The sequence below is a fragment of the Actinomyces gaoshouyii genome (assembly GCF_002072175.1).
GTDB lineage: Bacteria > Actinomycetota > Actinomycetes > Actinomycetales > Actinomycetaceae > Actinomyces > Actinomyces gaoshouyii.
In genome coordinates this window covers 30,953-56,383 of sequence record NZ_MVIV01000005.1, presented here as the reverse complement: position 1 = coordinate 56,383, position 25,431 = coordinate 30,953, and the positions used below count along the sequence as shown (strand labels likewise).

Annotated in this window: 21 protein-coding genes and 1 tRNA gene; 13 read left to right on the top strand and 9 right to left on the bottom strand. The window is 71.7% G+C overall.

The genetic code is table 11. From position 1 onward, the window contains the following. Positions 1 to 115: 115 nt before the first annotated feature. Positions 116 to 1,360: a methyltransferase domain-containing protein gene (locus B1H50_RS05890; protein ID WP_080462853.1), complete on the bottom strand. Its 1,245-nt coding sequence runs from the start codon at positions 1,358 to 1,360 to the stop codon at positions 116 to 118. A gap of 174 nt (positions 1,361 to 1,534) precedes the next feature. On the opposite strand from B1H50_RS05890, the gene ispF reads away from it, so the two are divergent. From ispF to B1H50_RS05870, 4 genes are all read left to right on the top strand, one after another. Then, the gene (ispF, locus tag B1H50_RS05885; protein ID WP_080462852.1) at positions 1,535 to 2,098 is read left to right on the top strand and encodes a 2-C-methyl-D-erythritol 2,4-cyclodiphosphate synthase; all 564 of its coding nucleotides are present in this window, start codon (positions 1,535 to 1,537) and stop codon (positions 2,096 to 2,098) included. Between the two features lie 60 nt (positions 2,099 to 2,158). Further along, positions 2,159 to 3,685, top strand: a complete 1,527-nt coding sequence (gene cysS, locus B1H50_RS05880) for a cysteine--tRNA ligase (RefSeq protein ID WP_080462851.1) — start codon at positions 2,159 to 2,161, stop codon at positions 3,683 to 3,685. A gap of 82 nt (positions 3,686 to 3,767) precedes the next feature. Beyond that, positions 3,768 to 4,763: a 23S rRNA (guanosine(2251)-2'-O)-methyltransferase RlmB gene (gene rlmB, locus B1H50_RS05875; RefSeq protein ID WP_080462850.1), complete on the top strand. Its 996-nt coding sequence runs from the start codon at positions 3,768 to 3,770 to the stop codon at positions 4,761 to 4,763. Between the two features lie 172 nt (positions 4,764 to 4,935). Beyond that, positions 4,936 to 6,171 (top strand): hypothetical protein, encoded by a 1,236-nt coding sequence (locus tag B1H50_RS05870; protein ID WP_080462849.1) that lies wholly within the window; start codon positions 4,936 to 4,938, stop codon positions 6,169 to 6,171. Positions 6,172 to 6,207: 36 nt separating this feature from the next. On the opposite strand, the gene B1H50_RS05865 is transcribed toward B1H50_RS05870, so the two are convergent. Beyond that, positions 6,208 to 7,581, bottom strand: a complete 1,374-nt coding sequence (locus tag B1H50_RS05865) for a DUF4032 domain-containing protein (protein ID WP_080462848.1) — start codon at positions 7,579 to 7,581, stop codon at positions 6,208 to 6,210. Positions 7,582 to 7,962: 381 nt separating this feature from the next. Continuing rightward, entirely contained in the window at positions 7,963 to 9,090 is a 1,128-nt protein-coding gene (locus B1H50_RS05860) for an ABC transporter ATP-binding protein (protein ID WP_080462847.1), read from the bottom strand. A 269-nt stretch (positions 9,091 to 9,359) separates the two neighbouring features. Here B1H50_RS05860 and B1H50_RS05855 point away from each other — a divergent pair, with 269 nt between their 5' ends. The 3 genes from B1H50_RS05855 to B1H50_RS05845 all read left to right on the top strand — a co-directional run bounded on the left by B1H50_RS05855 (position 9,360) and on the right by B1H50_RS05845 (position 12,579). Then, positions 9,360 to 11,393, top strand: coding sequence for a serine/threonine-protein kinase (locus B1H50_RS05855; RefSeq protein WP_080462846.1), 2,034 nt, complete (start codon positions 9,360 to 9,362; stop codon positions 11,391 to 11,393). Between the two features lie 201 nt (positions 11,394 to 11,594). Beyond that, positions 11,595 to 12,437 (top strand): DsbA family protein, encoded by an 843-nt coding sequence (locus tag B1H50_RS05850; protein WP_080462845.1) that lies wholly within the window; start codon positions 11,595 to 11,597, stop codon positions 12,435 to 12,437. Between the two features lie 66 nt (positions 12,438 to 12,503). Further along, positions 12,504 to 12,579: transfer RNA gene (locus tag B1H50_RS05845), tRNA-Thr, on the top strand. Between the two features lie 105 nt (positions 12,580 to 12,684). Here B1H50_RS05845 and B1H50_RS05840 read toward each other — a convergent pair. Then, positions 12,685 to 13,020, bottom strand: coding sequence for an ABC transporter permease subunit (locus B1H50_RS05840; RefSeq protein ID WP_229657807.1), 336 nt, complete (start codon positions 13,018 to 13,020; stop codon positions 12,685 to 12,687). Here B1H50_RS05840 and B1H50_RS09540 point away from each other — a divergent pair. The 3 genes from B1H50_RS09540 to B1H50_RS05830 all read left to right on the top strand — a co-directional run bounded on the left by B1H50_RS09540 (position 13,013) and on the right by B1H50_RS05830 (position 15,955). Then, positions 13,013 to 13,192 (top strand): ROK family protein, encoded by a 180-nt coding sequence (locus tag B1H50_RS09540; protein ID WP_198939980.1) that lies wholly within the window; start codon positions 13,013 to 13,015, stop codon positions 13,190 to 13,192. The two genes, B1H50_RS05840 and B1H50_RS09540, sit on opposite strands and share 8 nt — an antisense overlap. Positions 13,193 to 13,281: 89 nt before the next feature. Further along, the gene (locus B1H50_RS05835; RefSeq protein WP_080462844.1) at positions 13,282 to 14,991 is read left to right on the top strand and encodes a DUF7059 domain-containing protein; all 1,710 of its coding nucleotides are present in this window, start codon (positions 13,282 to 13,284) and stop codon (positions 14,989 to 14,991) included. Positions 14,992 to 15,193: 202 nt separating this feature from the next. After that, the gene (locus B1H50_RS05830) at positions 15,194 to 15,955 is read left to right on the top strand and encodes a Rossmann-like domain-containing protein (protein ID WP_080462843.1); all 762 of its coding nucleotides are present in this window, start codon (positions 15,194 to 15,196) and stop codon (positions 15,953 to 15,955) included. A gap of 92 nt (positions 15,956 to 16,047) precedes the next feature. Here B1H50_RS05830 and B1H50_RS05825 read toward each other — a convergent pair whose 3' ends face one another. After that, the gene (locus B1H50_RS05825; RefSeq protein WP_080462842.1) at positions 16,048 to 16,734 is read right to left on the bottom strand and encodes a uracil-DNA glycosylase; all 687 of its coding nucleotides are present in this window, start codon (positions 16,732 to 16,734) and stop codon (positions 16,048 to 16,050) included. A 179-nt stretch (positions 16,735 to 16,913) separates the two neighbouring features. Here B1H50_RS05825 and B1H50_RS05820 point away from each other — a divergent pair, with 179 nt between their 5' ends. The 3 genes from B1H50_RS05820 (at position 16,914) to groL (ending at position 21,031) form a co-directional block, all read left to right on the top strand. Next, a complete protein-coding gene (locus tag B1H50_RS05820; protein ID WP_080462841.1) occupies positions 16,914 to 17,618 on the top strand; it encodes a LytR C-terminal domain-containing protein in 705 nt (234 codons plus the stop codon). Between the two features lie 10 nt (positions 17,619 to 17,628). Continuing rightward, positions 17,629 to 19,146, top strand: coding sequence for a glycoside hydrolase family 15 protein (locus B1H50_RS05815; protein WP_095532495.1), 1,518 nt, complete (start codon positions 17,629 to 17,631; stop codon positions 19,144 to 19,146). A gap of 265 nt (positions 19,147 to 19,411) precedes the next feature. Then, on the top strand, positions 19,412 to 21,031 hold the full coding sequence (gene groL, locus B1H50_RS05810; protein WP_080462840.1) for a chaperonin GroEL: 1,620 nt from the start codon (positions 19,412 to 19,414) through the stop codon (positions 21,029 to 21,031). A gap of 111 nt (positions 21,032 to 21,142) precedes the next feature. Here the strand turns inward: groL and B1H50_RS05805 are convergent, their stop codons facing one another. From B1H50_RS05805 to B1H50_RS05790, 4 genes are all read right to left on the bottom strand, one after another. Next, positions 21,143 to 21,436 carry a WXG100 family type VII secretion target gene (locus tag B1H50_RS05805; protein WP_080462839.1) on the bottom strand — a complete coding sequence of 98 codons (294 nt, stop codon included), beginning with the start codon at positions 21,434 to 21,436 and terminating at the stop codon, positions 21,143 to 21,145. 187 nt (positions 21,437 to 21,623) lie between these two features. Further along, positions 21,624 to 22,913, bottom strand: a complete 1,290-nt coding sequence (locus tag B1H50_RS05800; protein ID WP_080462838.1) for a hypothetical protein — start codon at positions 22,911 to 22,913, stop codon at positions 21,624 to 21,626. A 178-nt stretch (positions 22,914 to 23,091) separates the two neighbouring features. Next, positions 23,092 to 24,609: a sensor histidine kinase gene (locus tag B1H50_RS05795; protein ID WP_080462837.1), complete on the bottom strand. Its 1,518-nt coding sequence runs from the start codon at positions 24,607 to 24,609 to the stop codon at positions 23,092 to 23,094. Beyond that, positions 24,609 to 25,361, bottom strand: coding sequence for a response regulator transcription factor (locus B1H50_RS05790; RefSeq protein WP_080462836.1), 753 nt, complete (start codon positions 25,359 to 25,361; stop codon positions 24,609 to 24,611). The genes B1H50_RS05795 and B1H50_RS05790 overlap by 1 nt, the downstream gene beginning before the upstream one ends. Between the last annotated feature and the right edge of the window lie 70 nt (positions 25,362 to 25,431).

Here is a 25,431-nt window from a genome sequence, read left to right as displayed (position 1 = left end):
TGTGCTGAGCGTCGACTAGCACTTTTCGCGCTGACGGGTGCGCGAATCACCGATCGGTGCGAGCAGGACGCGCCGCTGGGGACAGGCGGCACCGCTCAGGGCGGGTGGCGCCGCCTCAGCGCGCGAGCTCGACGAGCACCTCGGCGTGCGAGGTGTGCGGGAACATGTCGAACAGGCGCGCGCGGCGCACGCGCAGCGATGGCATCCTCGCCAGATCGACGGCGAGCGTCGCCGGATTGCACGAGGAGTACAGCACTCGCGCCACCCCCGAGGCCTCGATCCGCCCCGCCAGCTCCTCCCCGATCCCGCGCCTCGGCGGGTTGACGACGAGAAGATCCGGAAGCCCGCCGAGCTCTCGCGCTGCCGAGGGATCGAGCACGCGGGCATCGCCGGTCTCGAACCGAACCCGATCAGCGGGCAGTCCCGCCAGCGCCGCCGAGGCCCGCGCGCCGTCGACCGCCGCGGACGAGATCTCCACCCCGAGCACGCTCGGTCCGCGATCCCCGCCCTGACCCGCCGCTCCCGCGAGCGCCAGCGCGAAACCGCCCACTCCGCAGAACAGGTCCCACATTCGCCGCGCCGGTCCCGCGCCATCGGGGGAGTCGGCCGCCCAGTCGCGGGCGGTCGCGTACAACGCCTCAGCCACGGCGGTATTCGTCTGGAAGAAGGAGCGCGTCGGCAGATGGAGCGCCAGCTCGCGCGGAGCGGATGCCGTTGGCCCTCCCGATGCCGCCCGCGTCCCACCCGGCAGTGACAGGCGCATGAGCAGGTTGTCCTCCTCGGTGAGCACGATCTCCTCGTCCCCCTCCAGGATGGCCTGGTGGATGGGCTGGATATTCGCGCTGGCCACGGCGAGCGTTGGCAGGAGTCCCCGTAGGTGTGCCAGCCCGTCGCGCAGTCGCCCCACCAGGCGCCGGCTGCGCAGGACGAAGCGGACCATGAGGTCACCGTCAGGGGAGGCGGTGACAAGGAGGTGCTTGAGCTCGCCGCGACGACTCGGGATGGAGTAGGGCTCCAGCCCCGCCCGGCCGATGAACCCGGCGAGCACCGGCAGGGCTTCCTCGATCGCCGGCACATGGAGAGGGCAGGAGCGCAGGTCGACGGCGCCGCCCCAACGATCCGCCAGGCCCAGGACCGGCGTGCCCGCCATCCCGCTGACCGCCATCTTCGCCTTGTTGCGGAAGTGCAGAGGCTCGCTCATGGCCGGGGGCTCCCAGACGGCGTCGGGAACATGCGCGCCCAGTCGCTGGGCGACGGCGCCCTGCTTCGCCGTCAGTTGATCGGGAAGCGCCATGCCCATTCGCGGGCAGGAGCGGCAGGCGCCCGAGTCGTGCAGTGCGCACGAGGTTCCCGACGGCATTGCCGGCGCGGGCGGCGCATCCGGGCCGGGGGCGCCGGCAATACGGTCGGCAATACGGTCAATGGGCACGCCCGAGGATATCCCGGTCGCCGGCATCAGAGTCGACATCAATGCCGAATCAATGCCGACCCCGCTGGCCTCGCCCGCCTCGCCCGCGCACGGCACACTGCTCTCATGAGCCCATCCGACGCCACCCCCAGTGCCCCGCCCGCCACCGCTGTCCCCGCCGCAGCCCTCCTCGTGCTCCCGCGCACCGGGATCGGCACTGACGTCCACGCGTTCGCCGCCGCCGACTCCGGCACGCCCTTGCGCCTGGCCTGCCTGGACTGGCCCGGTGAGATCGGGCTGGCGGGACACTCCGACGGCGACGTCGTCGCCCACGCCTGCTGCGACGCCCTCTTCTCCGCCGCCGCCCTGGGCGATCTCGGCTCCAACTTCGGCACCGCCGAGCCGCAGTGGAAGGGCGCCGCGGGCAGCGCGCTCCTGGCCGAGGCGGCGCGGCGCGTGCGGGCCGCCGGCTTCGAGATCGGCAATATCGCCGTCCAGCTCGTCGGCGAGCGCCCCCGAATCGCCCCCCGCATGGCCGAGGCCACCGCCGCGCTCAGCCGGGCCGCTGCCGCGCCCGTCCACTTCTCCGCCACCACCACCGACCATCTCGGCTTCCTCGGACGGGCCGAGGGGCTGCTCGCCATCGCCACCGCCCTCGTCCACCCCGTCGACCCGCCCGCGCGCCCCTGACCCGGGCCACCGATCCGGGTCGCCCCGCTCCTCGACGGGCCCACCGGATAGGCTGCCCCCGTGAGCACCGAGACCACCGACGCCCCGGCACTGGCCCTGCGCCTGTACGACTCCGCTGCGCGCGACGTCGTCCCCCTGGCCCCCACCGTCACCCCCGGGGTGGTCGGAATTTATCTGTGCGGCGCCACCGTCCAGGGCTCCCCGCATATCGGTCACATGCGCTCCGGCATCGCCTTCGATGTGCTTCGCCGCTGGCTGGAGCGCTGCGGGCAGAGGGTCATCCTCATCCGCAACGTGACCGACATCGACGACAAGATCCTGGCCAAGTCCGCCGCCGCCGAGCCGCCGGTTCAGTGGTGGGCCTGGGCGCAGCGCTTCGAGCGCGAGTTCGACGCCGCCTACCGCGCCCTGGGAATCGCGCCCCCCACCTACGAGCCGCGCGCTACCGGCCATATCCCCGAGATGATCGATCTCATCTCCCGTCTCATCGACGCCGGGCACGCCTATGTCGGCTCGCCCGGCAACGTCTACTTCGACGTCACCTCCCTGCCCGACTACGGCTCCCTCACCAACCAGCGCCCTGAGGACCTGTCCACCACGGAGGACGAGGCCCAGATCGACGCCGACGTCGAGGCGGACAAGCGCTCCCCGCGCGACTTCGCCCTGTGGAAGGCCGCCAAGCCCGGCGAGCCCGACGACGCCGCCTGGGACGCCCCCTGGGGGCGCGGCCGCCCCGGCTGGCACCTGGAATGCTCCGCCATGAGCCGGCACTACCTGGGTGACGAGTTCGACATTCACGGCGGTGGCATCGACCTGCGATTCCCCCACCATGAGAATGAGCAGGCCCAGTCCCACGGCGCCGGCTGGGGCTTCGCCCGTCACTGGGTCCACAACGCCTGGGTGACCGTCAAGGGCGAGAAGATGAGCAAGTCCCTGGGCAACTCACTGGTCGTGGCCGAGCTGCTCAAGGCCTACCCCGCCCCCGTGCTGCGCCTGGCGCTGGGCACCGTTCACCACCGCTCCACGGTCGAGTTCTCCGAGGAGACCCTCGCAGACGCCGCCGCCCTCTGGGAGCGCCTAGCTGGCGCGATCACCCGTGCGCTCGAGCTTCTCCCCGGTGAGGCGGACGGCCCGGCCGGCCCCGTGGACGCCCCCGCCCGCGAGTTGCGCTCGCGGTCCCTGCCGGGCGAGTTCACCGCGGCCATGGATGAGGACCTCAACCTCGCCGGGGCCATGGCCTGCGTCCACGCCACCCTCAAGGCCCTCAATGCCATGCTCGCCGCGCCGTCCCCCGAGCCGACGGCGGTCGCCGCCGCGGCCCTCGACCTGCGCGCCATGCTCGACGTCCTCGGCCTCGACCCCCTCTCCGAGCCCTGGAGGGCGGGCGTGCTCGGCGGCGCCGGGTCCGACGGCCCCGACGCCGCCATGGGCGCCCTCGACCACCTCGTGACCGCGCTCCTCGACGAGCGCTCGGCCGCGCGCGCCGCCAAGGACTGGGCTCGCGCCGACTCCCTGCGCGACCAGCTCGCCGCGGCGGGCGTCGTTGTCGAGGACTCCGCGGGCGGCGCCCGCTGGCACCTCGCGTGATCACCGCCTGACCCAATCCCGGCTCGGGGGCGGATCGCCGCCCGCGCCGCAACCCCACGAAACGTAGACAGGAGGGCATGCGATGCCCGGCAACGAGCAGTACCCCGGTCCCCGGCGCCGCCCCGGATCCAAGAAGGGCCCCACGAAGGGCTCGGGCGGCAATCGCCGCCAGCGCCTGGAGGGCAAGGGCCCCACGCCCAAGGCCGAGAACCGCGTCGGCCACCCCAAGGCGCTCGCCAAGGCCCGAGCTGAGGCCCGCGCCTCCGGGGCCAATCAGCGGGTCAACCAGATGGAGCGCCTCAAGAGGGGCTTCCGCGTGCCCGAGGGATTCGAGATCGTCTGCGGTCGCAACGCCGTGGCCGAGGCCGCCCGCGCGGGCGTGCCCATCAGCCGCGTCTTCATGGCCGTCTCGGCCGCCTCCGATGACCGGCTCGGTGTCGTCGTGCGTCGCGCGGCCCTGCTGGGCGCCCCCGTCCTGGAGACCACCCGGCTCGACCTCGACGCCCTCACCGACCGTGCCGCCCACCAGGGGGTGGCCATCGAGGTCCCCGCCTACGAGTACACCGCCGCCGCCGACCTCCTCGACCGCGCTCGCTCGCTCGGTCGCACGCCCCTGCTCGTCGCCCTCGACCAGGTCACCGATCCTCACAACCTGGGGGCAGTCCTGCGCTCTGCCGGGGCTTTCGGGGCCGACGGCGTGATCATCCCCGAGCGCCGCAGCGCCGGGGTCACCGCCACTGCCTGGAAGGTGTCCGCCGGCGCGGCCGCCCGCGTGCGCGTGGCCCGCGAGACCAACCTGGTGCGGGCCCTGCGGCAGCTGAAGAAGGAGGGGTGCTTCGTCGTCGGGCTCGACGGCGGGGGCGATACACCGGTGGGGGGGCTCCCCCTGGCCGATGCCCCCCTCGTCGTCGTCACTGGCGCCGAGGGCGCGGGGCTGTCCAGACTCGTGCGCGAGACCTGCGACGTCATCGCCTCGATCCCGATCTCCGCGAGCGTGGAGTCCCTCAACGCCGCCGTGGCCACGGGTATCACCCTGTACGAGGTGGACCGCCTGCGCCGCGCGGTGGCCCAGGGCTGAGCGGGCGGGTCGGGTCTCGCCATCCCGGGCTGATCGCGCCCCCGGCGGCCGCAACCGCGCTCGGGCTCTGCGCTCTGCGCCGCGCCCCGGCGCGGGGCCTGGAGCCGCCCTCATTCACACGCGGACCATATTGCTGCCACAATGGGCTGCAGCCAACCCCGAGGAGACCGCCATGGCACAGGACGCATCGCAGCGCTGGAACCGCACGGAGGGCGTCGTCATCGCCCCCGGCACGGCGCCCCAGGAGGTGGCCGAGCGCCTGGACTCCGAGCGCGTCGTCGCGCGCCTCGAGTGGTACCCGAGCACACCCCACCTGCTGTCCATCACCCTGCTCGCCGACGCCGAGGCGCGGGTCGCCGTCACTCCGCCCACTCGCGGCGGCGTCGTTCCCGGCATGGGGGTCAGCGAGCTGGCCGAGTCCCTGGCGCGCGCCTTCGACGCCTCGGCGACGATCGGCCCCGCCTCCTTCGACGCGCTCCCCGCTGATACCGAGCTGCCCGGGCTCGCCCGCCATGGCACGCCGACGGCCCGCACCGTCATCGTCTCCCCGATCAGCGCTTACATGGTGCCTCTGCAGGCCACGCTTCTCGAGCGGCCGCTGGCGGTGGCCACTGTCCCGCAGATCGATCGGCGCATCGTCCTGCACTCCGGTGAGGGCCTGTCGCTCGGGATGTTCGGCTGGGACGAGGAGTCCTTGCCCGCGCTCGTCCTGACGGTCGACGAGGGCGACATGACCGTTCGCGCCGTGACCACCGGGGACTCCGAGGACGACGCCGTCTTCTCCTGGGGCATGACCTCCCAGTACGTGTGGGGCGGGGTCGCCGAGCCCGGGCCCGCGCTGAGCGCCGTGGTGGACGGCCTCCTCACCGACGTCATGGACGCGTCGGCGATCGCCGCCGCCGTCCCGGGAGCCGATGCCGAGGCCGTTGCCAGGGCCCTGGCAACTCCGGGCGCCGCGGGCCTGACCGCGATGATCAATGCCCTGGGATTGCCGGGCTGGGTGGACAGAGTGCTCTCCGGGGCGCTGGCGCCCGTGGAGGTTCCGGGCGTCGTCGTCCACGAGCCCCGTGGTCTGGCCAATGCAGTCACCCGTTCCGTCGGCCTCATGGTGAGCGACCCGGGCACACCCGGCCGGGCGATCCGGCAGGCCTACGTGGAGACCGTCACGGAGAAGCCGTGGACGGTGCGCGCCGCGCTCGTGCTCGAGGGCGGGATCGGCGGGGCGCTGCTCGGAGCGGCGCTGCGCCGTCGCGGTGGGACCCACAAGGGGGTGGCGGCGGTGGGCGCGATGGTGCTCGTCGACGCGGTCCTCCAGGCCTCGCTGGCCTCCGTTGTGCGTCATCGTGAGCTGCGCCGCCGCGCGGACGAGGAGACGCGCCTCGTCGAGACCCAGCTCGTCTCCGACTGATCCACCGAGACCGGTCTCGCATATTGGGGGAAGTGATCACTCGCCCTTGAACTTCATGTCGGCGGTGAAACCGAAGGGGTTGGCGCTGTAGGCCTCGGCCGTCTCTTCATCGCGGGCCGCGAACTCGGCGTCATCCTCGATGGGCGGCTCGTCGTCATCGGTGAAGATCGCCTCCATCTCCTGGCTGTCCCCGAGCGACAGGTAGGACTCCTCGTCCCAGTGCTGGGGGAGCACATGGGCGATGTAGTCCTGAGCGGCCTCATCGATGGAGATATCCCGGCGCTGCGCCTCGGACATGTACCAACGGTGCTCCAGCACCTCGTGGAAGATCTCCGCGCTCTGGAGCTTGCGGCGCAGCTCGATCGGCACGGACTGGATGGTCGGCTCGAAGACCTCGGCGAGCCAGATATGCGCCACTTGCTCGAGCGGCCGATCCCGCATCCCGTGTGTGACCCGGTAGGCCTCCAGATCGTTGAGCATGCGGCGGCCCTGGCGCTCCTGGACATCCAGTCCCGTCAGGCGCAGCAGGCGGCGATGGTAGTAGCCGGCATCGACCACCTTGGGCTGGATGACCAGGTGCTCCCCGGTCTCATCCGTGCGCATGGTCAGCTCTCCGACGTCGAATCCCTGATCGTTGAGCTGCTCGATACGACGGCGCACCCGCCAGCGCTCGCTCATGGAGAAGGACTCCTCACCAGTGAGGATCTCCCACAGATCGTGGTATCGCTCGACGATCCGGTCCCCGACCCCGATCGTGTCCACGCTCGGCTCCAAGAGTGCCCCGGCCTGCAGGTCCATGAGTTCACCGATGATATTCGTGCGGGCGACGTCGATGTCGTACAGGCGCTTGCCCTCCGTCAGACCCCCCTCGGGGTAGAGCTCTCCCGTCTCGGCGTCCACGAGGTAGGCGGCGAAGGATCCCGCGTCCCTGCGGAACAGCGTGTTCGACAGGGAGACGTCCCCCCAGTAGAAGCCCAGCAGATGGAGGCGCACGAGCAGCACCGCGAGGGCATCGATGAGGCGCGTGGCCGTGTCGGCGCTCATGTATCGGCTGAACAGGGCCCGGTAGGGCAGGGAGTAGGACAGGTGCTCAGTGACGAGGGCGGAGTTCAGGCGCTCGCCGTCGGCGCTCATGCGGCCGGTGATGACTGCGGTCGGGGTGACGCAGGGGGCGCCCAGTCGCACGAGGTCGCGCAGTAGCTCGTACTCGCGGTGCGCCGCCGCCTCGCCGATCTCCTTGACCGCGATGACGCGCTCGGAGAGGTTGACGAAGCGCACGACGTGGCGTGACAGCCCGCGCGGCAGGGCGGCGAGAACATCCGGGGGCCATTCCTCCAGGGGGATCTCCCAGGGCAGGTCGAGGAGGGCCGGATCGATCGTCGCGGCCGAGATCTGCATGGACATGAGCATGCGACGATTCTTGCAGGAATCCCGTGCCGCCGGGCACCCAGGTGCATGAGATCATGACGCCGGCCGGGCGGTGAGTCGGGCGGCTGGTCGCGGCGTCTGCAACCTCATGACTCGCAACAACTAGTGTTTTCGCGCCCACTGGGGCGGAAATCCCCGACTGGTGCGGGTGGGACGCCACTGGGCGCAGCTAGCACCGCTCGGGGTGGGCGGCACTTATGAAGAGGCGCTCGCCGCTGCGCGGGAGCCGGCTCTGCGCCGTCCGGCGCCGCCCCACCGGCAATCGCGCCGGCGCTCTCCGCTCCACTACGGCGGAGCCCCGCCCCCGCCGTGGCGGGAACGGGGCTCAGACGATGACCCGCGAGAGGGTCGTGGGGCTCGCGATCAAGCGGGCAGGCGCTCGCCGGTGGCCGCGGAGAAGATGTGCTCCTGGCCGGGCTTGATGCGCACGTGGACCGTCTCGCCAGCACCCGGAGCGGTGCGCGGGGGAACACGGACGATGATCTGGCTGGAGTCCTCGCCGCTGCCGAGCTTGTCCTCCGAACCCTCGGCGCCCACGAGCTCGCCGTAGATGTAGGCGTCGCTTCCGAGCTCCTCGACGAAAGACACGCGCACTGGGATCGAGTGCTCATCGGAGGCGGAGACCACCTCGAGGGACTCGGGGCGGAACCCGATGGTGATCTTGCCGCCGTCCTCGGGCTTGATGGCGTCGAGGGTGGCGCGGCTCAACTGGATCCTGGCGGAGCCGATGGAGGCGACATCGCCGTTGACGGTGAAGTGCCCCAGGTTCATCGCGGGGGAGCCGATGAAGCCGGCCACGAACTCATTGGCGGGCTTGTCGTACATCTCACGAGGGGTGCCGACCTGCTGAAGGAGGCCATCCTTGAGGACGGCGATGCGGTCTCCCATGGTGAGGGCCTCGGTCTGGTCGTGGGTGACGTAGACCGTGGTGACGCCCAGCGAGCGCTGGAGGGAGGCGATCTGCGTGCGGGTCTGGACGCGGAGCTTGGCGTCCAGGTTGGACAGGGGCTCGTCCATGAGGAAGACCTTGGGCTTGCGCACGATGGCGCGGCCCATGGCCACGCGCTGGCGCTGGCCACCGGACAGGGCCTTGGGCTTGCGGTCGAGGTATTCGGTCAGGCCCAGGATCTTGGCGGCCTCGCGGACGCGCTTGTCGATTTCCTCCTTGGGGGTGCCGGCGATCTTCAGGGCGAAGCCCATGTTGTCGTGCACGCTCATGTGCGGGTACAGGGCGTAGTTCTGGAAGACCATGGCGATGTCGCGGTCCTTGGGCTGGACATCGGTGACGTCCCGGTCGCCGATGAGGATGCGGCCGGAGTTGACGTCCTCCAGGCCGGCGAGCATGCGGAGCGATGTTGACTTCCCGCAGCCGGACGGGCCGACGAGGACGAGGAACTCGCCGTCGGCGATCTCGAGGTTGAGCTGGTCTACCGAGGGGCGGTCATTGCCCGGGTAGATGCGGGTGGCGTGATCAAAGGTCACGGTAGCCATGGAGTTATTCCCTTCACCGGCAGGTACGTGCCGGACGATCCGTGGTGGAGAGGTGCCGGGATGTCAGCGTTGACGGAGGTTGACGGAGTTCGGTCGAGCCGGGCAGCGCGTGGCGTCCTTGGTGCGGTGCCGGGGCGGAAGCCCCCGACAGAAGACATAGTGTCATGGCGCACTCCCGAGCGCGACACCTGTCAGGACGAGACCTGGCAAACATTGTGTGAACTGCCTCACATGCTTGGTCTATCCGGCTCGGCCGGTACCCTGGCCGCATGACGCAGCCCTCTGCCCCTCGTTCTCCGTTGATCGGCGGACTGCGGGCGGGCGCTACCGTCGGCGGCTACCGGCTCCTGCGGCGCCTCGGCGCCGGGGGCATGGGCGCGGTCTGGGAGGCGGTCGATGGAGCCGGCGGCCGCGTCGCCATGAAGATCCTCCATCCGCAGATCGCCGTCGACCCCATGGCGCGGCGCCGTCTCGACCGGGAGGCCCAGGTCCTGGCCAGGGTGCGCGACGCCGGTGTTGCTCGCATCCTCGATATCGAGACCGGCGACTCCGAGTCCGCCCACGGCATGACCTTCGTCATCACCGAGCTCGTCGAGGGCCCCACCCTCCAGTGCGAGGTCGACCGCGAGGGCGCCTACGACCTCGCCACCGACGCCCGCGACCTGTCCGACCTCGCTCATGGCCTGGTCGACGCCCTGCGCGCCGTCCACGACGCCGGTGTCATCCACCGCGACCTCAAGCCCTCCAACGTCATGCTGGGCGCGCAGGGCCCCGTCCTCATCGACTTCGGCATCGCCCAGGTCGCCGACGACGTCCGCCTCACCCAGACCGGCCAGGTCACCGGGACCCCGGGATTCATCCCGCCCGAGATGCTCGACGGCGGCGAGCCCGGCCCCGGCGTCGACTGGTACGCCTGCGCGGGTGTGCTCCTCTTCGCGGTCACCGGGCGCGCGCCCTTCGGTTCCGGCCCCTGGCAGGTGGTCTTCCGCCGCGTCTACGCCGGCACGCCCGAGCTCGGTGATCTTCCCGAGGAGTGCCCCGCCCTGGCGCGGGCCTTCCGCGCCGCCCTGGAGCCCAAGGCGGCGGACCGCCTCTCGATCGATGGGCTTCTGTCCGTCCTCGATGAGATCGCCGACGGCGGGGATGGCTCCCGGGCGCTCGCCGTGGTCCTGCCCGGGGCCGGCAGCGCCGGGCCGCTGCCGTCCTCGGGAGCGTCGGACGGCGCCTATGGGATGCCGACGGCGAACGGGCCGAGCCCGACATCGGTCCAGCGTCCGGGGGGCAGTCCCACGATGGCCCCTGCGGCCTCCGGTGACGGCGCCACCCCGGGATCCTATGGGAGCGGCCCCGCGCTGAGTCCTTTCGAGGGTGCTGCTGTCGATGCGCGGGCCGGCGGGACGGTGCTGCCCGTCTTCTACGCCCCGGGCTCCGGCGGCGCGATCGGCGGGGCAGCCGTCGGCCGCGCCGCAGCCCAGGCCGCCCGGCCGATGCCGGCCGCGATCTTTCCCCAGGCCCAGGGGGTGGGGGCCCCCGTCCCCGGCCCGACCGCATCGGGCCGGCCGACTGGTCCCGTCAACACCGGACTGATGGGCGTGCGGACTGCTTCCGCCGGGGCGCTCGACCCCGCTGGCCCCGATGCCCGTCCCATCCCGGTCGGGACGTCCGGAGGCGCGGATGCCCCGACCGCCGTGCTCCCCGACTGGGCTCGCGAGCCCCGGCGCCGTCGCACGATGATCCTGTGCGTCGGCTTCCTCCTCGTCATGCTCGCCATGTGGGTGCCTGTCTGGGTGACATTGGTCGCATCCATTCTCGTAGTGCTCGCGGGCGCCGCGGGCCGTGGGGATGACGACCGGCGTTGGCGCAGGCTCCAGAAGGGGAGCGCGACGGCGGCGGACACCGCCCGCATGTGGGCCTCGAGCCCGCTCTACCTGCTGCGCTCCGCCGGGGCGGCGCTGCCCGCGATCCTGCTCGCCGGCGTCGTCGCTGCTGGCCTCTACTTCTTGCTCCGGGATCCGATGGGCGTGGAGGTCGGTATGGACCCGTCGATCCTCACGGGCATGCATCTGCGCCATCGCAGGGCCCTTCTTCTGGCGGGCTGCGAGCTCGTCTTCCTGCTCATCCTGTGGTTCGTCCCCTGGGGTGCGTCCACTCGGCGCGGAGGCGCCAAGATCGTGTCCGCCTTCATGCCCGGTCGGCCGATCCGCGTGCTGTGGGCCGTCGTGCTCCTGTCCCTCGGCGTCGGGTGTCTCGTGCTGGAGATGCTCATGCGCCTCCCGCCGGCGACGCTCAGCCCTCTCCCGTGAGGGGGCGGCGGCGTCGGCGATCGTCGGGGGATCCGGCGCGGGACGGGGGCGGGCCTCACTGACGGGGACGCGGCCCCGGCGCCCCGGGGCAGCGGCAATTCGCCGCCCCTTCCCGAAGAGTGAATATTCAATTATCATCGGTGTGAACTATCGTGCAACGATACTCGTAACGATATCCATGCAGAGTCGGAGGAGTCGATCATGGCCTCGAATGATCCCCGCCCAACTAAGGCCGAGCGCCGCGAGAACGCCCGCGCCAAGGCTCAGGCCCTGCGCGAGGAGCAGGTCCGCAAGGCACGCCGTGCCGCTCTCACGCGCCGCGCCCTCATCGGGGCCGGAGCCGTCGCCGTCGTCGGCGGAGTCGGCGGGACCATCTGGTACTCGAAGTCCGCTGAGGAGGCCAAGAAGAACAGCAAACTGCCCTCCGCCGTCCGTGACGACGGCTCCTGGACCTACGGGTCCGATCTCGCGGTGGGCTCCTCCAACGCCGACGCCCCCGTCCTGGACGTCTACTTCGACTACTCCTGCCACTTCTGCGCCGTCTTCGAGACGACGCACGCCGAGGAGATGAGAACACTCGTCTCCGACGGAAAGATCACCCTCGCCATCCACCCGGCGCAGACCCTCGGCCAGGACTGGACCAACATGGCCTACAACGCCATGGGCGCCGTCCTCGACAACGAGCCCGCCAAGGCCCTCGACTACCACAACGCCCTGCTCTCCCGCCTCAAGACCGCTTTCTCCCAGCAGGACGCGAGCATGCTCACCGGGAGTGCCATCGACGACGTCGCCTCTCAGGCCGGACTGTCCTCGGATACCCGCAGCGCCATCAAGGAGGCGGTGAAATCCTCCGGTTACCAGAAGTGGATCGACACCTCCACCCAGGCCTTCAGAGATGGCGGCTTCCAGGGCACCCCGACGATCGTGTACAACGGGCAGCAGGTCGACCTGGGGCTGCTCCAGGCCGAGAACAGCCTGGCCGACTACGTCAACAGCCAGCAGGGCGCAGCGCCGACCGCGCCCGCCGCGACACCCGGCTCCTGAGAGCGTCCCGCGATCCTCGGCGTATGTGCCACACTTGCGCCCGGGCCTCGTACCGAGGCCCGCGCTGCCGCGTTAGCTCAGCTGGTAGAGCAGCTGTCTTGTAAACAGCAGGTCGCCGGTTCGAACCCGGCACGCGGCTCCATGCCCATCGTCCCTGAGCGGCACGCAGATCGGGACGCGCGGCGCGCCCCTCCCGCGTCGATGCGCGGGAGGGGCGCGACTCCGCGGGGCCGGCCGGTGCTGCGGGTCATGCCTCCGTGCGCCGTTTGCCGATGATGTCGACGGCGACGGCGAGCAGGAGGACCAGCCCCTTGATGGTCTGCTGCCATGCGGAGTCGACCGCCATGATCGACAGTCCCATGTTGAGCACGCCCATGATGAGCGCTCCGATGATCGCCCCGGACACCCTGCCGATACCCCCTGAGACCGCGGCGCCCCCGATGTAGGCGGCCGCGATCGCATCCATCTCATACAGGTTGCCGGCCGTGGAGACCGCGGCCCCCGCGCGGGAGGTCGTCACGATGGCCGCCAGTGAGGCGAGGAAGCCCATGTTGACGAACAGCAGGAAATCGACTTTGCGCACATCGACGCCCGACAGGCGCGCGGCCCGCGCCCTGGGCGTGGGCCTGGGAGCGGCCATCAATATCCTCGACATCCCCGTCGTCGTGCTCGGCGGCCATCTCTCCCCGCTGACCGAGGTGCTGCGCCCCGAGCTGGAGGAGGGGGGCGCCGCGGATCCCAGCGCCTGGATGTAGGGCGCCGCCTGCGGGCCTCACCCACTCGGGTCCCCTCGACTCCGGCGCCGGATGCCGGGCATGAGGCGGTGACGCGGGAGGATGGGCCCATGAGCTCCCACGACTCGCTCCTCTCCTCCGCCCCGGGCGGGCAGGCCACGCCGCCCGACCCCGCATCCCCAGCACGGTCGGCATCCCCTCCCGCTCCCGTTCTCACCGCGCGCCAGGCCGCCGATCTGCGAGCGGATCTGGAGGAGTCCGGATGGGATATCGACGCCGTTACTGGCCTCATCGGAAGCGTCGCCGAGGCCGCCCTGCGCCGGGAGATCCGCCTGCCCGCCCTGCGCGCCGCACGGGCCGCCCTGGAGGTGGGGCGCTCGGCGGATACCGGGCCCGGCCCGGTCGCCGTTCTGACCGCGCTGTTCATGCTCGGCGAGCCCGTGAGGGTGGGAGAGCTCGATAGGGCCCTCCCGCGCACCGGGGCGCTCGGCGCCGCCCGGATCGGCCTCGTCGCGCTGGAGGGGCGCGAGGGGGCCGAGGGCCGCGGGGACTGCCCGGGACGGGCCGCGCTCGCGCGCGCCCTGGTGGACCTGCGCCCTCACGAGGCGCGCGACGACACTGGAGAGGCGCGCTGGTGGGTGGCCTCCGACGTCGGGGAGCTCGTCTCGGGGCGGGCCCTGGCCCCCGATCACGTGCTCGGCATCGGCGGTGCCGGCCTCACCCTGGCCGGGCTCGCACCGCGGCGGCCGGTGGGCGACGCGCTCGACCTGGGGTGCGGCTGCGGCATCCAGACCCTCTACCTCGCCCGACACGCCGAGCGCATCACCGCCACCGACATCTCCGAGCGCGCCCTGGCCTTCACCGCCTTCAACGCCGCGCTCGCCGGCATCGTCCCCGAGCGCCTCGAGCTCCTCGCGGGCTCCTTCCTGGAGCCGCTCGGTCGACGCCGGTACGACCTCATCGTCTCCAACCCGCCCTTCGTCCTCACCCCGCCCGCCGTGCGGGAGGCCGGTCTGCCGCTCATGGAGTACCGCGACGCCGGTGGGCCCGTTCTGCCGCGCCTCGTGCCGGGCCTCGCCGGGAGGCTGGCCGACGGCGGCACCCTGGTCATGCTCGGCAACTGGGAGCACGGGGCCGGTGCCGACTGGCGGGCGAGCGTGGGGGAGTGGTTCCCCGACGACGTCGACGCCTGGGTCATCGAGCGCGACGCCCAGGACCCGGTCGAGTACGCCACCATGTGGCTGCGCGACGGCGGCCTGGCCCCTGAGCGCGAGCGGGATGCCTTCGAGGCCGCCCTGGGCGCCTGGATCGGTGATTTCGAGGCGCGCGGCGTCGAGGCGATCGGCTTCGGCTACCTCCTCGCGCATCGTCCCGAGGCCGCGGACGCCGCGGGTCCCCATCGCAGACCCTGGCGCGTCCTGGAGGAGGTGAGCACGAGCCCGTCCGGGGCCCTGGGGGCGCATGTCGCGGCGTCGATCGCCGTCCGCGGACGTCTGGCCCTCCTGGATGACGACGACGTCGCCGCCCTGAGGCCGATCGTCGCCGCCGACGTGACTGAGGAGCGCTACCTCGTGCCCGGGCGCGCCGACCCCAGCGTCATCCTCCTGCGCCAGGGCGGCGGACTGGGGCGCTCCGTCCAGGCGGGTACCGCCCTGGCCGCGCTCATCGGCGTGGCCGACGGCGAATTGTCCATCGCTCAGATCGCGGGCGCCGTCGCCGCGCTCCTGGACGCCGACGCCGAGGCGCTCACCGGTGAGCTCGTGGCCCAGTGCCGGGATCTCGCCGCCTGGGGAATGCTCGAGCTTCCCTCCGCCCCCTGATCAGGCGCCGAGACCGGTCGAAAACAGGAGCGAGACCGGTTCGGGGCCGGGCGGCGGGAGCGATCGAAGTGCCGGGCGGTTGCGGCACCGCATCGGATGGTGACGCGGTGATCCCGCAAGGCGGTCGTCCTCGTGCCCGGCACGAGCCTGTCGATATGGTGAGGTTCACCTGATAATCGGCCGACCGGTGGAGAGAGCCCGCATGACCAACCCCTGGGAGATTTACGACGCGCTCATCGACGACCTCCCCGATGACGCTCGCGTGACTGCCGTCCACCGCGGCCCGCAGTGGACGCGCGTCTTCAACGACGGCGGCGGCTGCGGCGCGGGTTATACCATCGACGCCCACTCGCGCCCGGCGCTCAGCGCAGGCTCCCCAGCGGAGGGCCGCTTGCTCCGTGACGTCGCCTCGCTGGTGAAGTCCTGGAACCTGGCCGAGGCGAGCGTGGGCCTCGCCGCGATCAACTCCTGGTACTCCCGCCAGGAGACCGCCGTCGCCAATGGCTTCGCGCCGACGGGGGAAGGAGTGGGGTGGAGAGAGGTCTTCGACCCCTACAACGAGCGCTTTGCCGGAGGCCGCATCGGCATCATCGGGCACTTCCCCTTCGCCCGGGGAGCGCTGACCCGCGCCGCGGAGGTCCTCATCCTGGAGCGCGACCCGCGTCCCGGTGACTACCCCGATACCGCTTGCGAGTACTTGCTCGCGGATTGCGACGCCGTCCTCGTCTCGTCGTCGAGCCTCGTCAACAAGACGATGCCCCGGCTCATCGAGCTCGCCGTCGGCGGGGGAGCGCACACGGTCCTCGTGGGGCCGTCGACGCCGATGCACCCCCTCTTCCTCGATCTCGGCGTCGACACGATCACCGGCTGGGTAGCGGACCGCGGCCTGGAGGCAGGCATGCTCGATGTCCTGCCCGGCATCGGCCCCGGCCGCCGCATGCATCTGCACCGCGTTCCGTCCTGACCGCGATGGGCGGGATGCGGGGCGCCATGGGCGGACCGGTCTCGCTCCTGATATCGACCGGTCTCGTCGCCGTTTTCGACCGGTCTCGATGATTAGGGGAGGCGCCAGTCGACGGGGGCGGCGCCCTGCTCGACCAGCAGCGCGTTGGCGCGCGAGAACGGCCGCGAGCCGAAGAACCCCCGGGAGGCGCTCAACGGCGAGGGATGCGGCGAGGCGATGATCGGCGTCGATCCCAGCATCGGGGTCAGCGACTGCGCGGGCCGACCCCACAGGATCGCCACCAGCGGGCCGCCGCGCTCCACCAGCGCCTCGATCGCCCGCTGTGTCACCTGCTCCCAGCCCCATCCCTTGTGCGAGGCCGGCGAGCCCGGCCGGACCGTCAGCACCCTGTTGAGCAGCATGACCCCCTGGCAGGACCACGGGGTGAGGTCGCCGGAGGTCGGCCGCGGCACGCCGAGATCGCTCACGAGCTCGGTGAAGATGTTCTCCAGGCTCCGGGGCGGGCGCACGCCCGGCGCCACGGAGAAGCTGAGCCCCATGGGGTGGCCCGGCGTCGGGTACGGGTCCTGCCCCACGATGAGGACGCGCACATCGTCGAGCGGATAGGTGAAGGCGCGAAGCACATCCGTGCCCGCCGGCAAGTAGCCGCGCCCCTCGGCGATCTCCTGGCGCAGGCGCGCGCCGATCCCATGGATCGTCGGCTCCACGGGCGCCAGGGCGCGCGCCCACGAGGGGTCGATGATCCGGTCGAGTGGCTGGGGCTCACGGGACTCGCTCATGCCCCGAGCGTAGAGCGTTATCGCCGTCGAGTCTGCATGAGCGAGATCCGGCATGGACGCTTCGGCCAACCCGCTCCGGAGCCCGCCGGGCCGCTCGCGCCCATGGATCAGCGGGCAGATATAACCACGCCCTCGTCGTGTCCGCTGCGCCGGGGGCGGCGGGCCGGTATTCTGCCCGCGTGAGCCACTACGACTACCCCGACGACGAGTTCGACGACGGCAGGGGCGCTGGACCCGCGCCGATCGGCGTTCACCGTGCCGAGCTCCCCGCCTGGCGGAGCTGGGTATCCCTTCTCGCTGTGCTCATCCTGGTCCCGATCCTGGCCTGGGGGGCCGTCAAGCTCCTGGGCCACTCCAGCAACAACTCCGCGAGCACGGCGGGAACGACGACGGCGACCCCCGCCGACACCGGCGCACCCGCCCCGGGGGGCTCCGCCACCCCCAGCGACGGCGCGGGTGACGCCTCCGCCTCCGCCGCGCCGACGGGCGAGGCCGACATGTCCACCGGCATCACGCTCTACAACGGCACCTCCATCCAGGGCCTGGCGGGCCGCACTGGCGAGAGGCTGACCGCCGCCGGATACACGCAGGTCAATGTCTCGCCGGGCGCCTACACCGTCGAGCAGCCCACGAAGACCACCGTGTACTACAACTCGGCCGAGCAGGCCGCCACGGCCCAGGCGGTCGTCGCCGCCCTCGGAGGCGGCGAGGCCGTGGAGGACCCGGGGCAGGCTCAGTCCAACCCGATCGTCATCATCCTGCGCGAGGACTACCCGGGCGCCTCCGAGGGCGGCGCCGCCACCACCTCAGAGAATGGCCCCAACGGCGCCACTCCCGAGGCGCACAACGGCGGCATCGATAACGGCAGGGGCAACAACCGCTGATGAGCGCCTGATGGGCGACGGACGCGCGCCCGACCCCGCCGCCCCGATTGAGGCGCCGTCGCGCGGCACGGGCACGGGGGCCCTGCGCCGCCGGACCGCCATCTCCCTGCCCCTCCTCGTCGGGGGCGCGCTCGCGGCCATCCCCGCGATCACGCGCCTGACCGCGCGCCCCGAGCCAACCCTGCTCAGCGAGGGGCTCGCCGTCGGGGCCGGCGGCCTCGTCCTCCCGCTCGCCCCCGGGACCTCCATCGACTACCTCCCCGGCACTCGCGTGCCCTCCTCGGCCGCCGATCCCCTGGCCCTCGACGACGCCGCACGCGCCGCGGCCCGTACCTCCTTCCAGCGGCGCGCCTCCGGCGCCCGCCTTCCGCAGGGCCGGTGGCAGGGCCTCGCCGCGGACGCTCTGGTCGACCTCCTCGCCCTCACGAGCCCCACCCTCGCCGTTGAGCCCGCGCCCGCCACGGATGCGGCAGTCCCATCCGCCCGGGCCGAGGGCTTCCCGGTGGGTGCCGTCGTCGCCGGTCCCGTGAGCGCATGGCGTTACGTGTGGCCGCGCGACGCCTCCTTCTCGGCCGTCGCCCTCGACGCCGTGGGCCTGAGGGCGGAGGCCCTATCCATCCTCCGCAGGCTCGCCGCGCTGCAGCTCCCCGACGGCGGATTCGAGGCCCGCTACAACGCCGTCGGCCAGGTGCCGGATGGCCGTCCCCGCCAAGAGGATGGAGCGGGCTGGTTCCTCTGGGCGCTCGGTCGGATCATCGCGGGGCGATGGGGCGACCCGACCGGCGGAGCCGGCCCGGTCAACCCGGCCGACCTGGAAGACCTGGCCGATCCCGCCGGCCGGGCCGCCGACCGACTGATGACCCTCACGTCCACGCCCTCACATCTGCCCCCGGCCGGCCCCGACTACTGGGAGGTGCCCGAGAGGCGGACCACCCTCGGCCTGGCCGCGCCCGTCCTCCTGGGACTGGAGGGGGCGCTCGCGCTCGCGGACTCGCTCCTGGCTGAACGCGTCGGCCCGGTGGAGGGCGCGCCGACGGGCGCACCCGCCACCGGCCCGTCCCCCGTCATCTCGAGCCGTGAGGCGCTTGTCCGGCGGGTGGAGGAGGTGCGGGCCGCCATCGAGTTCTCCTTCCACCCCGGCTGGGGCCGCCACGTGCGCGACGACGACGTCGACGCCGCGATCGCGCTCGTCGGCCCGCCCTTCACCCGGGCTCTTGCCGGCAGCGCGCGAGTTCGCGTCGGCGCCCGAGCGCGGATGACCCGCGCGGCGGGCGGCCTCGCCCCGGGCTCGGGCTGGCGCGACGACGGCGTCTCCTGGACTCCGGAGACAGCCCTCCTGGCCTGGTCGGCAGCGGCACTGGGAGAGCGGACCGAGGCCGAGGAGCTCATGACCTGGCTGGAATCGCACCGCACAGCGGCGGGCGCCCTGGCGGAGAAAGTCCTGTCGGATGGGCGGCCCGCCGGCCCCGCGCCCCTGGCATGGACCTGTGCGCTCGTGCTGCTGGCGGCCGGCGAGCTCGCCGGCTGACAGACTCGGGGCCGTCGGGATGCCCGTCCGGCGCATCCACTGGAGGGGCTGGTTCGCCGTCGGGGGAAGCCGGGCGCGTGGCGCGGCGGGCGTCTTGCACTCGGGCACCGAGAGTGCCAGCATTGCCGTTAGCACTCGGAGCCTTCGAGTGACAATCGACCCGGCTGGGACGTGAGGACCGGCGCTGGGCGTGACGTGAACGCCCGGAGTCGATCCGTCCGTCGCGGGCGCGGACCAGCCACCCACCACGCAGTGGAGGAACACAATGCCCAAGATCATCGCTTTCGAGGAGGAGGCCCGCCGCGGCATGGAGCGCGGCCTCAACGTCCTCGCCGACACCGTCAAGGTCACCCTCGGCCCCAAGGGCCGCAACGTCGTGCTCGACAAGAAGTGGGGCGCCCCCACGATCACCAATGACGGCGTGACCATCGCCAAGGAGATCGAGCTCGAGGACCCCTACGAGAAGATCGGCGCTGAGCTCGTCAAGGAGGTCGCCAAGAAGACCGACGATGTCGCCGGCGACGGCACCACCACCGCCACCGTGCTCGCCCAGGCGCTCGTGCGCGAGGGCCTGCGCAACGTCGCGGCCGGTGCCAACCCGATCGCCCTGCGCCGCGGCATCGACAAGGCCGTGGCCGCCGTCGTCGAGCGCCTCCTCGCCGACGCCAAGGACGTCGAGACCCAGGACGAGATCGCGGCCACCGCCTCCATCTCCGCCGCCGACCCCCAGATCGGCGAGTTCATCGCCGAGGCCCTGGAGAAGGTCGGCCACGAGGGCGTCATCACCGTCGAGGAGTCCAACACCTTCGGCCTCGAGCTCGAGGTCACCGAGGGCATGCGCTTCGACAAGGGCTTCATCTCCCCCTACTTCGTCACCGACGCCGACCGCCAGGAGGCCGTCCTCGAGGACGCCTACGTCCTGCTCGTGGAGTCCAAGATCTCCAACGTCAAGGACCTCCTGCCGCTGCTGGAGAAGGTCATGCAGGCCGGCAAGCCGCTGGCGATCGTCGCCGAGGACGTCGAGGCCGAGGCCCTGGCCACCCTCGTCGTCAACCGCATTCGCGGCACCTTCAAGTCCGTGGCCGTCAAGGCCCCCGGCTTCGGTGACCGCCGCAAGGCGATGCTGCAGGACATGGCGATCCTCACCGGAGGCACCGTCATCTCCGAGACCGTCGGCCTCAAGCTGGAGAACGCCACCATCGAGGACCTGGGCCAGGCCCGCAAGGTCGTCGTTACCAAGGACGAGACCACGATCGTCGAGGGCGCCGGTGACAAGGAGGCCATCGAGGCCCGTGTCGCCCAGATCCGCGGCGAGATCGAGAAGTCCGACTCCGACTACGACCGCGAGAAGCTCTCCGAGCGCCTCGCCAAGCTGGCCGGCGGCGTCGCCGTCCTCAAGTCCGGTGCTGCCACCGAGGTGGAGCTCAAGGAGCGCAAGCACCGCATCGAGGACGCCGTGCGCAATGCCAAGGCCGCCGTGGAGGAGGGCATCGTTGCTGGTGGTGGGGTGGCCCTCATTCAGGCCTCCGCCGCCCTGGAGGGCCTCGAGCTCTCCGACGACGAGGCCACCGGCGCCGCGATCGTCAAGGTCGCCCTGGAGGCCCCGCTCAAGCAGATCGCCGTCAACGCCGGCTACGAGGGCGGCGTCGTGGTGGATCGCGTGCGCAACCTGCCCACCGGTGAGGGCCTCAACGCTGCCACCGGCGAGTACGTGAACCTGCTCGGGGCCGGCATCGCCGACCCGGTCAAGGTCACTCGCTCCGCCCTGCAGAACGCTGCCTCCATCGCGGGTCTCTTCCTCACCACCGAGGCCGTCGTGGCGGACAAGCCGGAGCCCCCGGCCGCCCCGGCCGCCGGTGGCGACGAGATGGGCGGCATGTACTGATCCGCTCCTCCCCTCAAGGGGACTTCTCAGGGGCGTTTGTCCCTGGGCCCATCGACGGCGGGCCGTTCCACTGGGTTTTCAGTGGGGCGGCCCACCGTCGTGCGGAGCGGCTCACTCGGGGACGAAGAGAGCCTGGTTGCCGGACTCGGCGCGGGAGTAGGAGTCGGCCGACAGGCCGAGGGCGGCGCGGAGCATGTCGAGGCTGTCCTGGACCCGCAACTGGGTGAGGTGCCAGGCTGCCGCCGCCGCGCTCATGGACATGGACGCAGTGCCCGACCAGGTGGTCTCCAGCGCGGCGATGTCGCTGTTCATGGCGTCGACCTCGGCCTGGATGGTGGAGATGCGGGTGGCGGTCCGGCTGGCGGTATCGGAGACCGCCTGGGTGTCGACGGAGAAGACGGGCATGATGGGGGCCTTTCCTGCGTGGGGGGGGGCAGCGCCGGGCGGCGCCGTCGATTCCACGGTAGGCGCCCGCCGAAGACCCCTCAGTCGTCCGCGCACAGGCCTGCCCGAGCGCTGCGCGCAGCGGTGCCTGTGGTGCGGGGCCCGGGGTCGCAGCAGTAGAGGGCCGACGATAGAAGGGTGCGGTGGCTCAGAGGTCCCCGGCCCCGTCGTCGACGACCTCATCGAGAATCGGCATGAACTCACCGGTACGGGCCTCGCGGGCGATCTTGGCCTCCTCGGTCTTGAGACGCAGGCGCTCGGCCATGCGCTCGCGCTCCGCCTGGACCATCGCCTGGCGGTCGCGCGGCTCAGGCCCCTCCGCGGCACGGGGAGACGACAGGAGGCGGTCGATGTCCTCGGCGCAGGTCTCCATCGAGGTGGCGTGCTCGTCATGCTCGCGCTGTCTCTCATGGGCGCGCGGGATCCCCCGCGCGGGCGTCTGCGGCGAGGGCGTGGACGGCGCCGATGGGATGGAGCCCGATTCCGCTGGGGGCGTCGGCGGGATCGAGGGGGGCAGGACCTCGGGGCGCGTCTGCGCGGCGGGCCGGGTGGGGGACGGAGGCGCCGGGGCCTCCATCGGCTCGGTGGGCTGGATGCGCTCCGGGGCCGCCGTCGAGGGCACCGGAGCGCTCGGAGTCGTGGACGCGGGGGCCGCCTCGGTGGGAGCCGGGACGGCCCTCATCCCACGCGCGGCGCCGTCGGCGGTCCCGGGGGAGCGGAGGTCGTTGCTCGGCGGAGCCCCTCCAGCGGCCATCTTCGCCAGAGCGCACTCGATCCTGCTTTTCTCGGCGGCCAGGTTCTGCCGGGCGGGCAGCTCCCAGCGCTCACCGAGAGGCGAGGAGAAGAGGCGGTCGCGATCCAGGAGCCGGGTGATGATCGCCAGGCGCGCCTCGTAGTAGCGCTCGTCGGGGATATGGGCGTACTCCTCGCGCACTGCCATCCGGTACTTCTTGTACAGCTGCGGCTCGACGGCGAGAGTTCCCAGGTCCGCGTCATTGAGGGCGCTGGCGTCCATGTCGTTGGCCGGGAGCGTATGACTCTTGAGGTTGAGGATGAGGGCGCAGACCCGATCCACCGTGGCGCCCGGGACACCCAGGGCGGCGAGCTCCTTGGCGGCCAGGGCGGCCGAGGCGACCTCGTCCTCACCGCCGTTGCGCTGGTAGGTCTCCTTGGTCTCCGCGGAGAACACGCAGCCGTGGTACCAGGCCGCGATGCGCATGACATCGGGGTAGTGGGACTCGTCCGCGAGCTCGTCCACGCGGGCGAGCATGTCGATGACGTGCTTGAGGTTGTGGAAGCGGCGGTCCGATGTGGACCAGCGCTCGATCAGTGCCTGACCGGCAGCGCGGAGCCGCTCCGGATCGGCCGTCGTGCCCAGGGCCTTGAGGCTGCGCACGAAGGCGGGGAGCAGCCACTGCGGCGCGTCGCTGACGGCCATGCCATGCCTCCGATGCCTCACAGGAGATAACAGAACAGTTGCCATCGTAGGACTGCGGGGCGGCAAAGTCGAAGCGCGATCGTGTTCCACCCGCCACCCCGGGCAGTGCTCCCCATCGGGGCCCGCGCTGGAGCCTCCGACCTGCTGCGGCGCCCCGTGCCTCGTTCCGCGCCTGCCCTCACGCGGTCCAGGGCCCGTCGCCCGCCGACGCGGGGGCCTGCTCGGGGTGGGCCAGAGGGAGCTCGATGCGCACGGTGGCGCCGCCGCCCGGGGTGGGGGTGATGCCGATCGTCCCGTGGTGGCGCTGGACGATCGCGGCGACGATCGACAGGCCGAGGCCCGATCCGCCGGTCTCCCGGTTACGGGAGGTGTCCGCCCGGTAGAAGCGCTGGAACACCTTGCTCGCGTCCGCAGGGGCGATCCCCGGGCCATGATCGCGCACCTCGATGATGGCCGAGCGGCCGCCGATCGGCCCCAGCGCGATCTCCACCGGGGTCCCCGCGGGCGTGTGACGCACTACGTTTCCCAGGAGGTTGGTGACGACCTGGGCGAGCCGGTCGCGGTCCCCCATGACCGTCAGCGGCTGGGGGTCCGCGGGGGCACCGTCGAGCCTCAGCAGCGCGCAGTCGCGCTCGGGGGCCAGGACCACCATGTCCGTGAGCGCTCCGGCGCACACGGCGGTGAGATCGACGGGGGCAGTGTCCATCTTGCGGCCCTCATCCATGCGGGCCAGCTGGAGGAGGTCCTCGACGAGGCGGCCCATCCGGGTGGCCTCGGACTCGATGCGCCCCATGACCTCGCTCGTGCGCTCCACGGGCACGCCGCCCATGCGGTAGAGCTCGCCGTAGCCCTGGATCGCCGACAGCGGTGTGCGCAACTCGTGGGAGGCATCGGAGACGAAGCGGGTCATGCGCTCCTGCGCGGTGACCTGTACGGAGAAGGCATGCTCGTTCTGCTGGAGCATCGTGTTGAGGGCCTGCTGCAACGAGCCGACCTCCGTCATCGGCGGTTCGGTCACCGGCACGCGCGCGGAGAGGTCGCCCCGGGAGATGCGGCCCGCCACGCCCTCGATCTGCCGCAGCGGGCCGAAGGAGCGGTGGACGAGGTAGGTGGCCAGTCCTGCGCCGACGAGGACGACGACGACGTCCGCCACAGCGACGACGAGCCTGGTCTGCTCCACGGTCTCCTGGACATTGCGCAGCGGCAGAGCGATGGCCACGACGCCGGTGTAGTTCCCGTCCTGATCCTTGATCTCCAGGGGCAGGACGCGCCAGTAGTGGCCCGGCAGCGAGGAGGCGACGGTGAAGGGGTTGCCGTCGCCCAGCGAGAGCGTGCCCAGGGATGGGATCCCGTATTCCGCCGTTGTCTTCTCATTGACCATCCGGCCGATCTTGCCGCCCGCGTACTGCGCCTCCATGTAGTAGGTGGTGGGGGCCTGCGAGCTCCTGCCGTCCTGCCGGAGGTACTCCAGGCCCCGGTCTCCGATCGTCCGGGAGGTCACCTTGAGCTGGTCATCGACCTGCCCCATGAGATGGGTCTGCAGCAGCTGGGTGGTGACCAGGGAGGTGGCCAGGAGTCCGACGGTGAGCAGGCCCGTGGTGATGAGCGCCAGTCGCGTGCGCAGCGGCTGGGAGTGCCAGTAGCGCCTGGAGTCGACGATGGGGCGGAAGCGGTCCCGCCTCCGGGATGGCGGCATCACTCACCCTTGGGCTCGCGCAGCATGTAGCCCACGCCGCGACGGGTCTGGATGAGAGGCACCACTGTGGTGCCGTCGAGCGCCTCGATCTGGTCCACCTTCCGGCGCAGGTAGGAGATATAGGACTCCACGATCGCGGCGTCCCCGCTCCAGTCGTACTCCCAGACGTGGTCGAGGATCTGGGTCTTGGAGACCACGCGCCCCGCGTTGATCATGAGGTAGCGCAGCAGCTTGAACTCGGTGGGCGACAGCTCCACCTCGACGCCGGCGCGGTGGACCTCGTGCGCGTCCTCGTCGAGGATGAGGTCGGCCACGCGCAGCGTGCCGTCGTCCCCTTCGTCGACGGCGTGGGTGCGGCGCAGGATGGCGCGGATTCGGGCGACGACCTCCTCCAGGCCGAAGGGCTTGGTGACGTAGTCGTCCCCGCCCACCGTCAGGCCCTGGATCTTGTCATCCATGTCGTCTCGGGCGGTGAGGAACAGGATTGGCGTGGCGTTGTCCCTCTCCCGCACGCGCCTGGCTACCGTGAATCCATCCATGTCCGGGAGCATGACGTCCAGGACGATGAGGTCGGGATCGTCGGACTCGATGGTGCGCAGTGCCTGATTCCCATCGGTGGCGGTGACGACCTCGAACCCCGCGAAGCGCAGGGAGGAGGCGAGCAGGTCGCGGATGTTCGGCTCGTCGTCGACAACGAGGAGCTTGGCCTCGGTCGATGCCTGAGGCGTGCCGGTGCGCGTGTCGAGATCCATGCGCCCATTGTCGCAAGATTCCTGGAAGTTGCCTGAACGGGCGCTGGGAATCCTGGATGGCGGGGCGGGA

Bases quoted from the DNA above. Each gene is read 5' to 3' on its own strand.
- B1H50_RS05890 (WP_080462853.1), bottom strand. From the start codon at position 1,360: ATGCCGTCGGGAACCTCGTGCGCACTGCACGACTCGGGCGCCTGCCGC.
- ispF (WP_080462852.1), top strand. From the start codon at position 1,535: ATGAGCCCATCCGACGCCACCCCCAGTGCCCCGCCCGCCACCGCTGTC.
- rlmB (WP_080462850.1), top strand. From the start codon at position 3,768: ATGCCCGGCAACGAGCAGTACCCCGGTCCCCGGCGCCGCCCCGGATCC.
- B1H50_RS05870 (WP_080462849.1), top strand. From the start codon at position 4,936: ATGGCACAGGACGCATCGCAGCGCTGGAACCGCACGGAGGGCGTCGTC.
- B1H50_RS05865 (WP_080462848.1), bottom strand. From the start codon at position 7,581: ATGCTCATGTCCATGCAGATCTCGGCCGCGACGATCGATCCGGCCCTC.
- B1H50_RS05860 (WP_080462847.1), bottom strand. From the start codon at position 9,090: ATGGCTACCGTGACCTTTGATCACGCCACCCGCATCTACCCGGGCAAT.
- B1H50_RS05855 (WP_080462846.1), top strand. From the start codon at position 9,360: ATGACGCAGCCCTCTGCCCCTCGTTCTCCGTTGATCGGCGGACTGCGG.
- B1H50_RS05850 (WP_080462845.1), top strand. From the start codon at position 11,595: ATGGCCTCGAATGATCCCCGCCCAACTAAGGCCGAGCGCCGCGAGAAC.
- B1H50_RS05835 (WP_080462844.1), top strand. From the start codon at position 13,282: ATGAGCTCCCACGACTCGCTCCTCTCCTCCGCCCCGGGCGGGCAGGCC.
- B1H50_RS05830 (WP_080462843.1), top strand. From the start codon at position 15,194: ATGACCAACCCCTGGGAGATTTACGACGCGCTCATCGACGACCTCCCC.
- B1H50_RS05825 (WP_080462842.1), bottom strand. From the start codon at position 16,734: ATGAGCGAGTCCCGTGAGCCCCAGCCACTCGACCGGATCATCGACCCC.
- B1H50_RS05815 (WP_095532495.1), top strand. From the start codon at position 17,629: ATGGGCGACGGACGCGCGCCCGACCCCGCCGCCCCGATTGAGGCGCCG.
- groL (WP_080462840.1), top strand. From the start codon at position 19,412: ATGCCCAAGATCATCGCTTTCGAGGAGGAGGCCCGCCGCGGCATGGAG.
- B1H50_RS05805 (WP_080462839.1), bottom strand. From the start codon at position 21,436: ATGCCCGTCTTCTCCGTCGACACCCAGGCGGTCTCCGATACCGCCAGC.
- B1H50_RS05800 (WP_080462838.1), bottom strand. From the start codon at position 22,913: ATGGCCGTCAGCGACGCGCCGCAGTGGCTGCTCCCCGCCTTCGTGCGC.
- B1H50_RS05795 (WP_080462837.1), bottom strand. From the start codon at position 24,609: ATGCCGCCATCCCGGAGGCGGGACCGCTTCCGCCCCATCGTCGACTCC.
- B1H50_RS05790 (WP_080462836.1), bottom strand. From the start codon at position 25,361: ATGGATCTCGACACGCGCACCGGCACGCCTCAGGCATCGACCGAGGCC.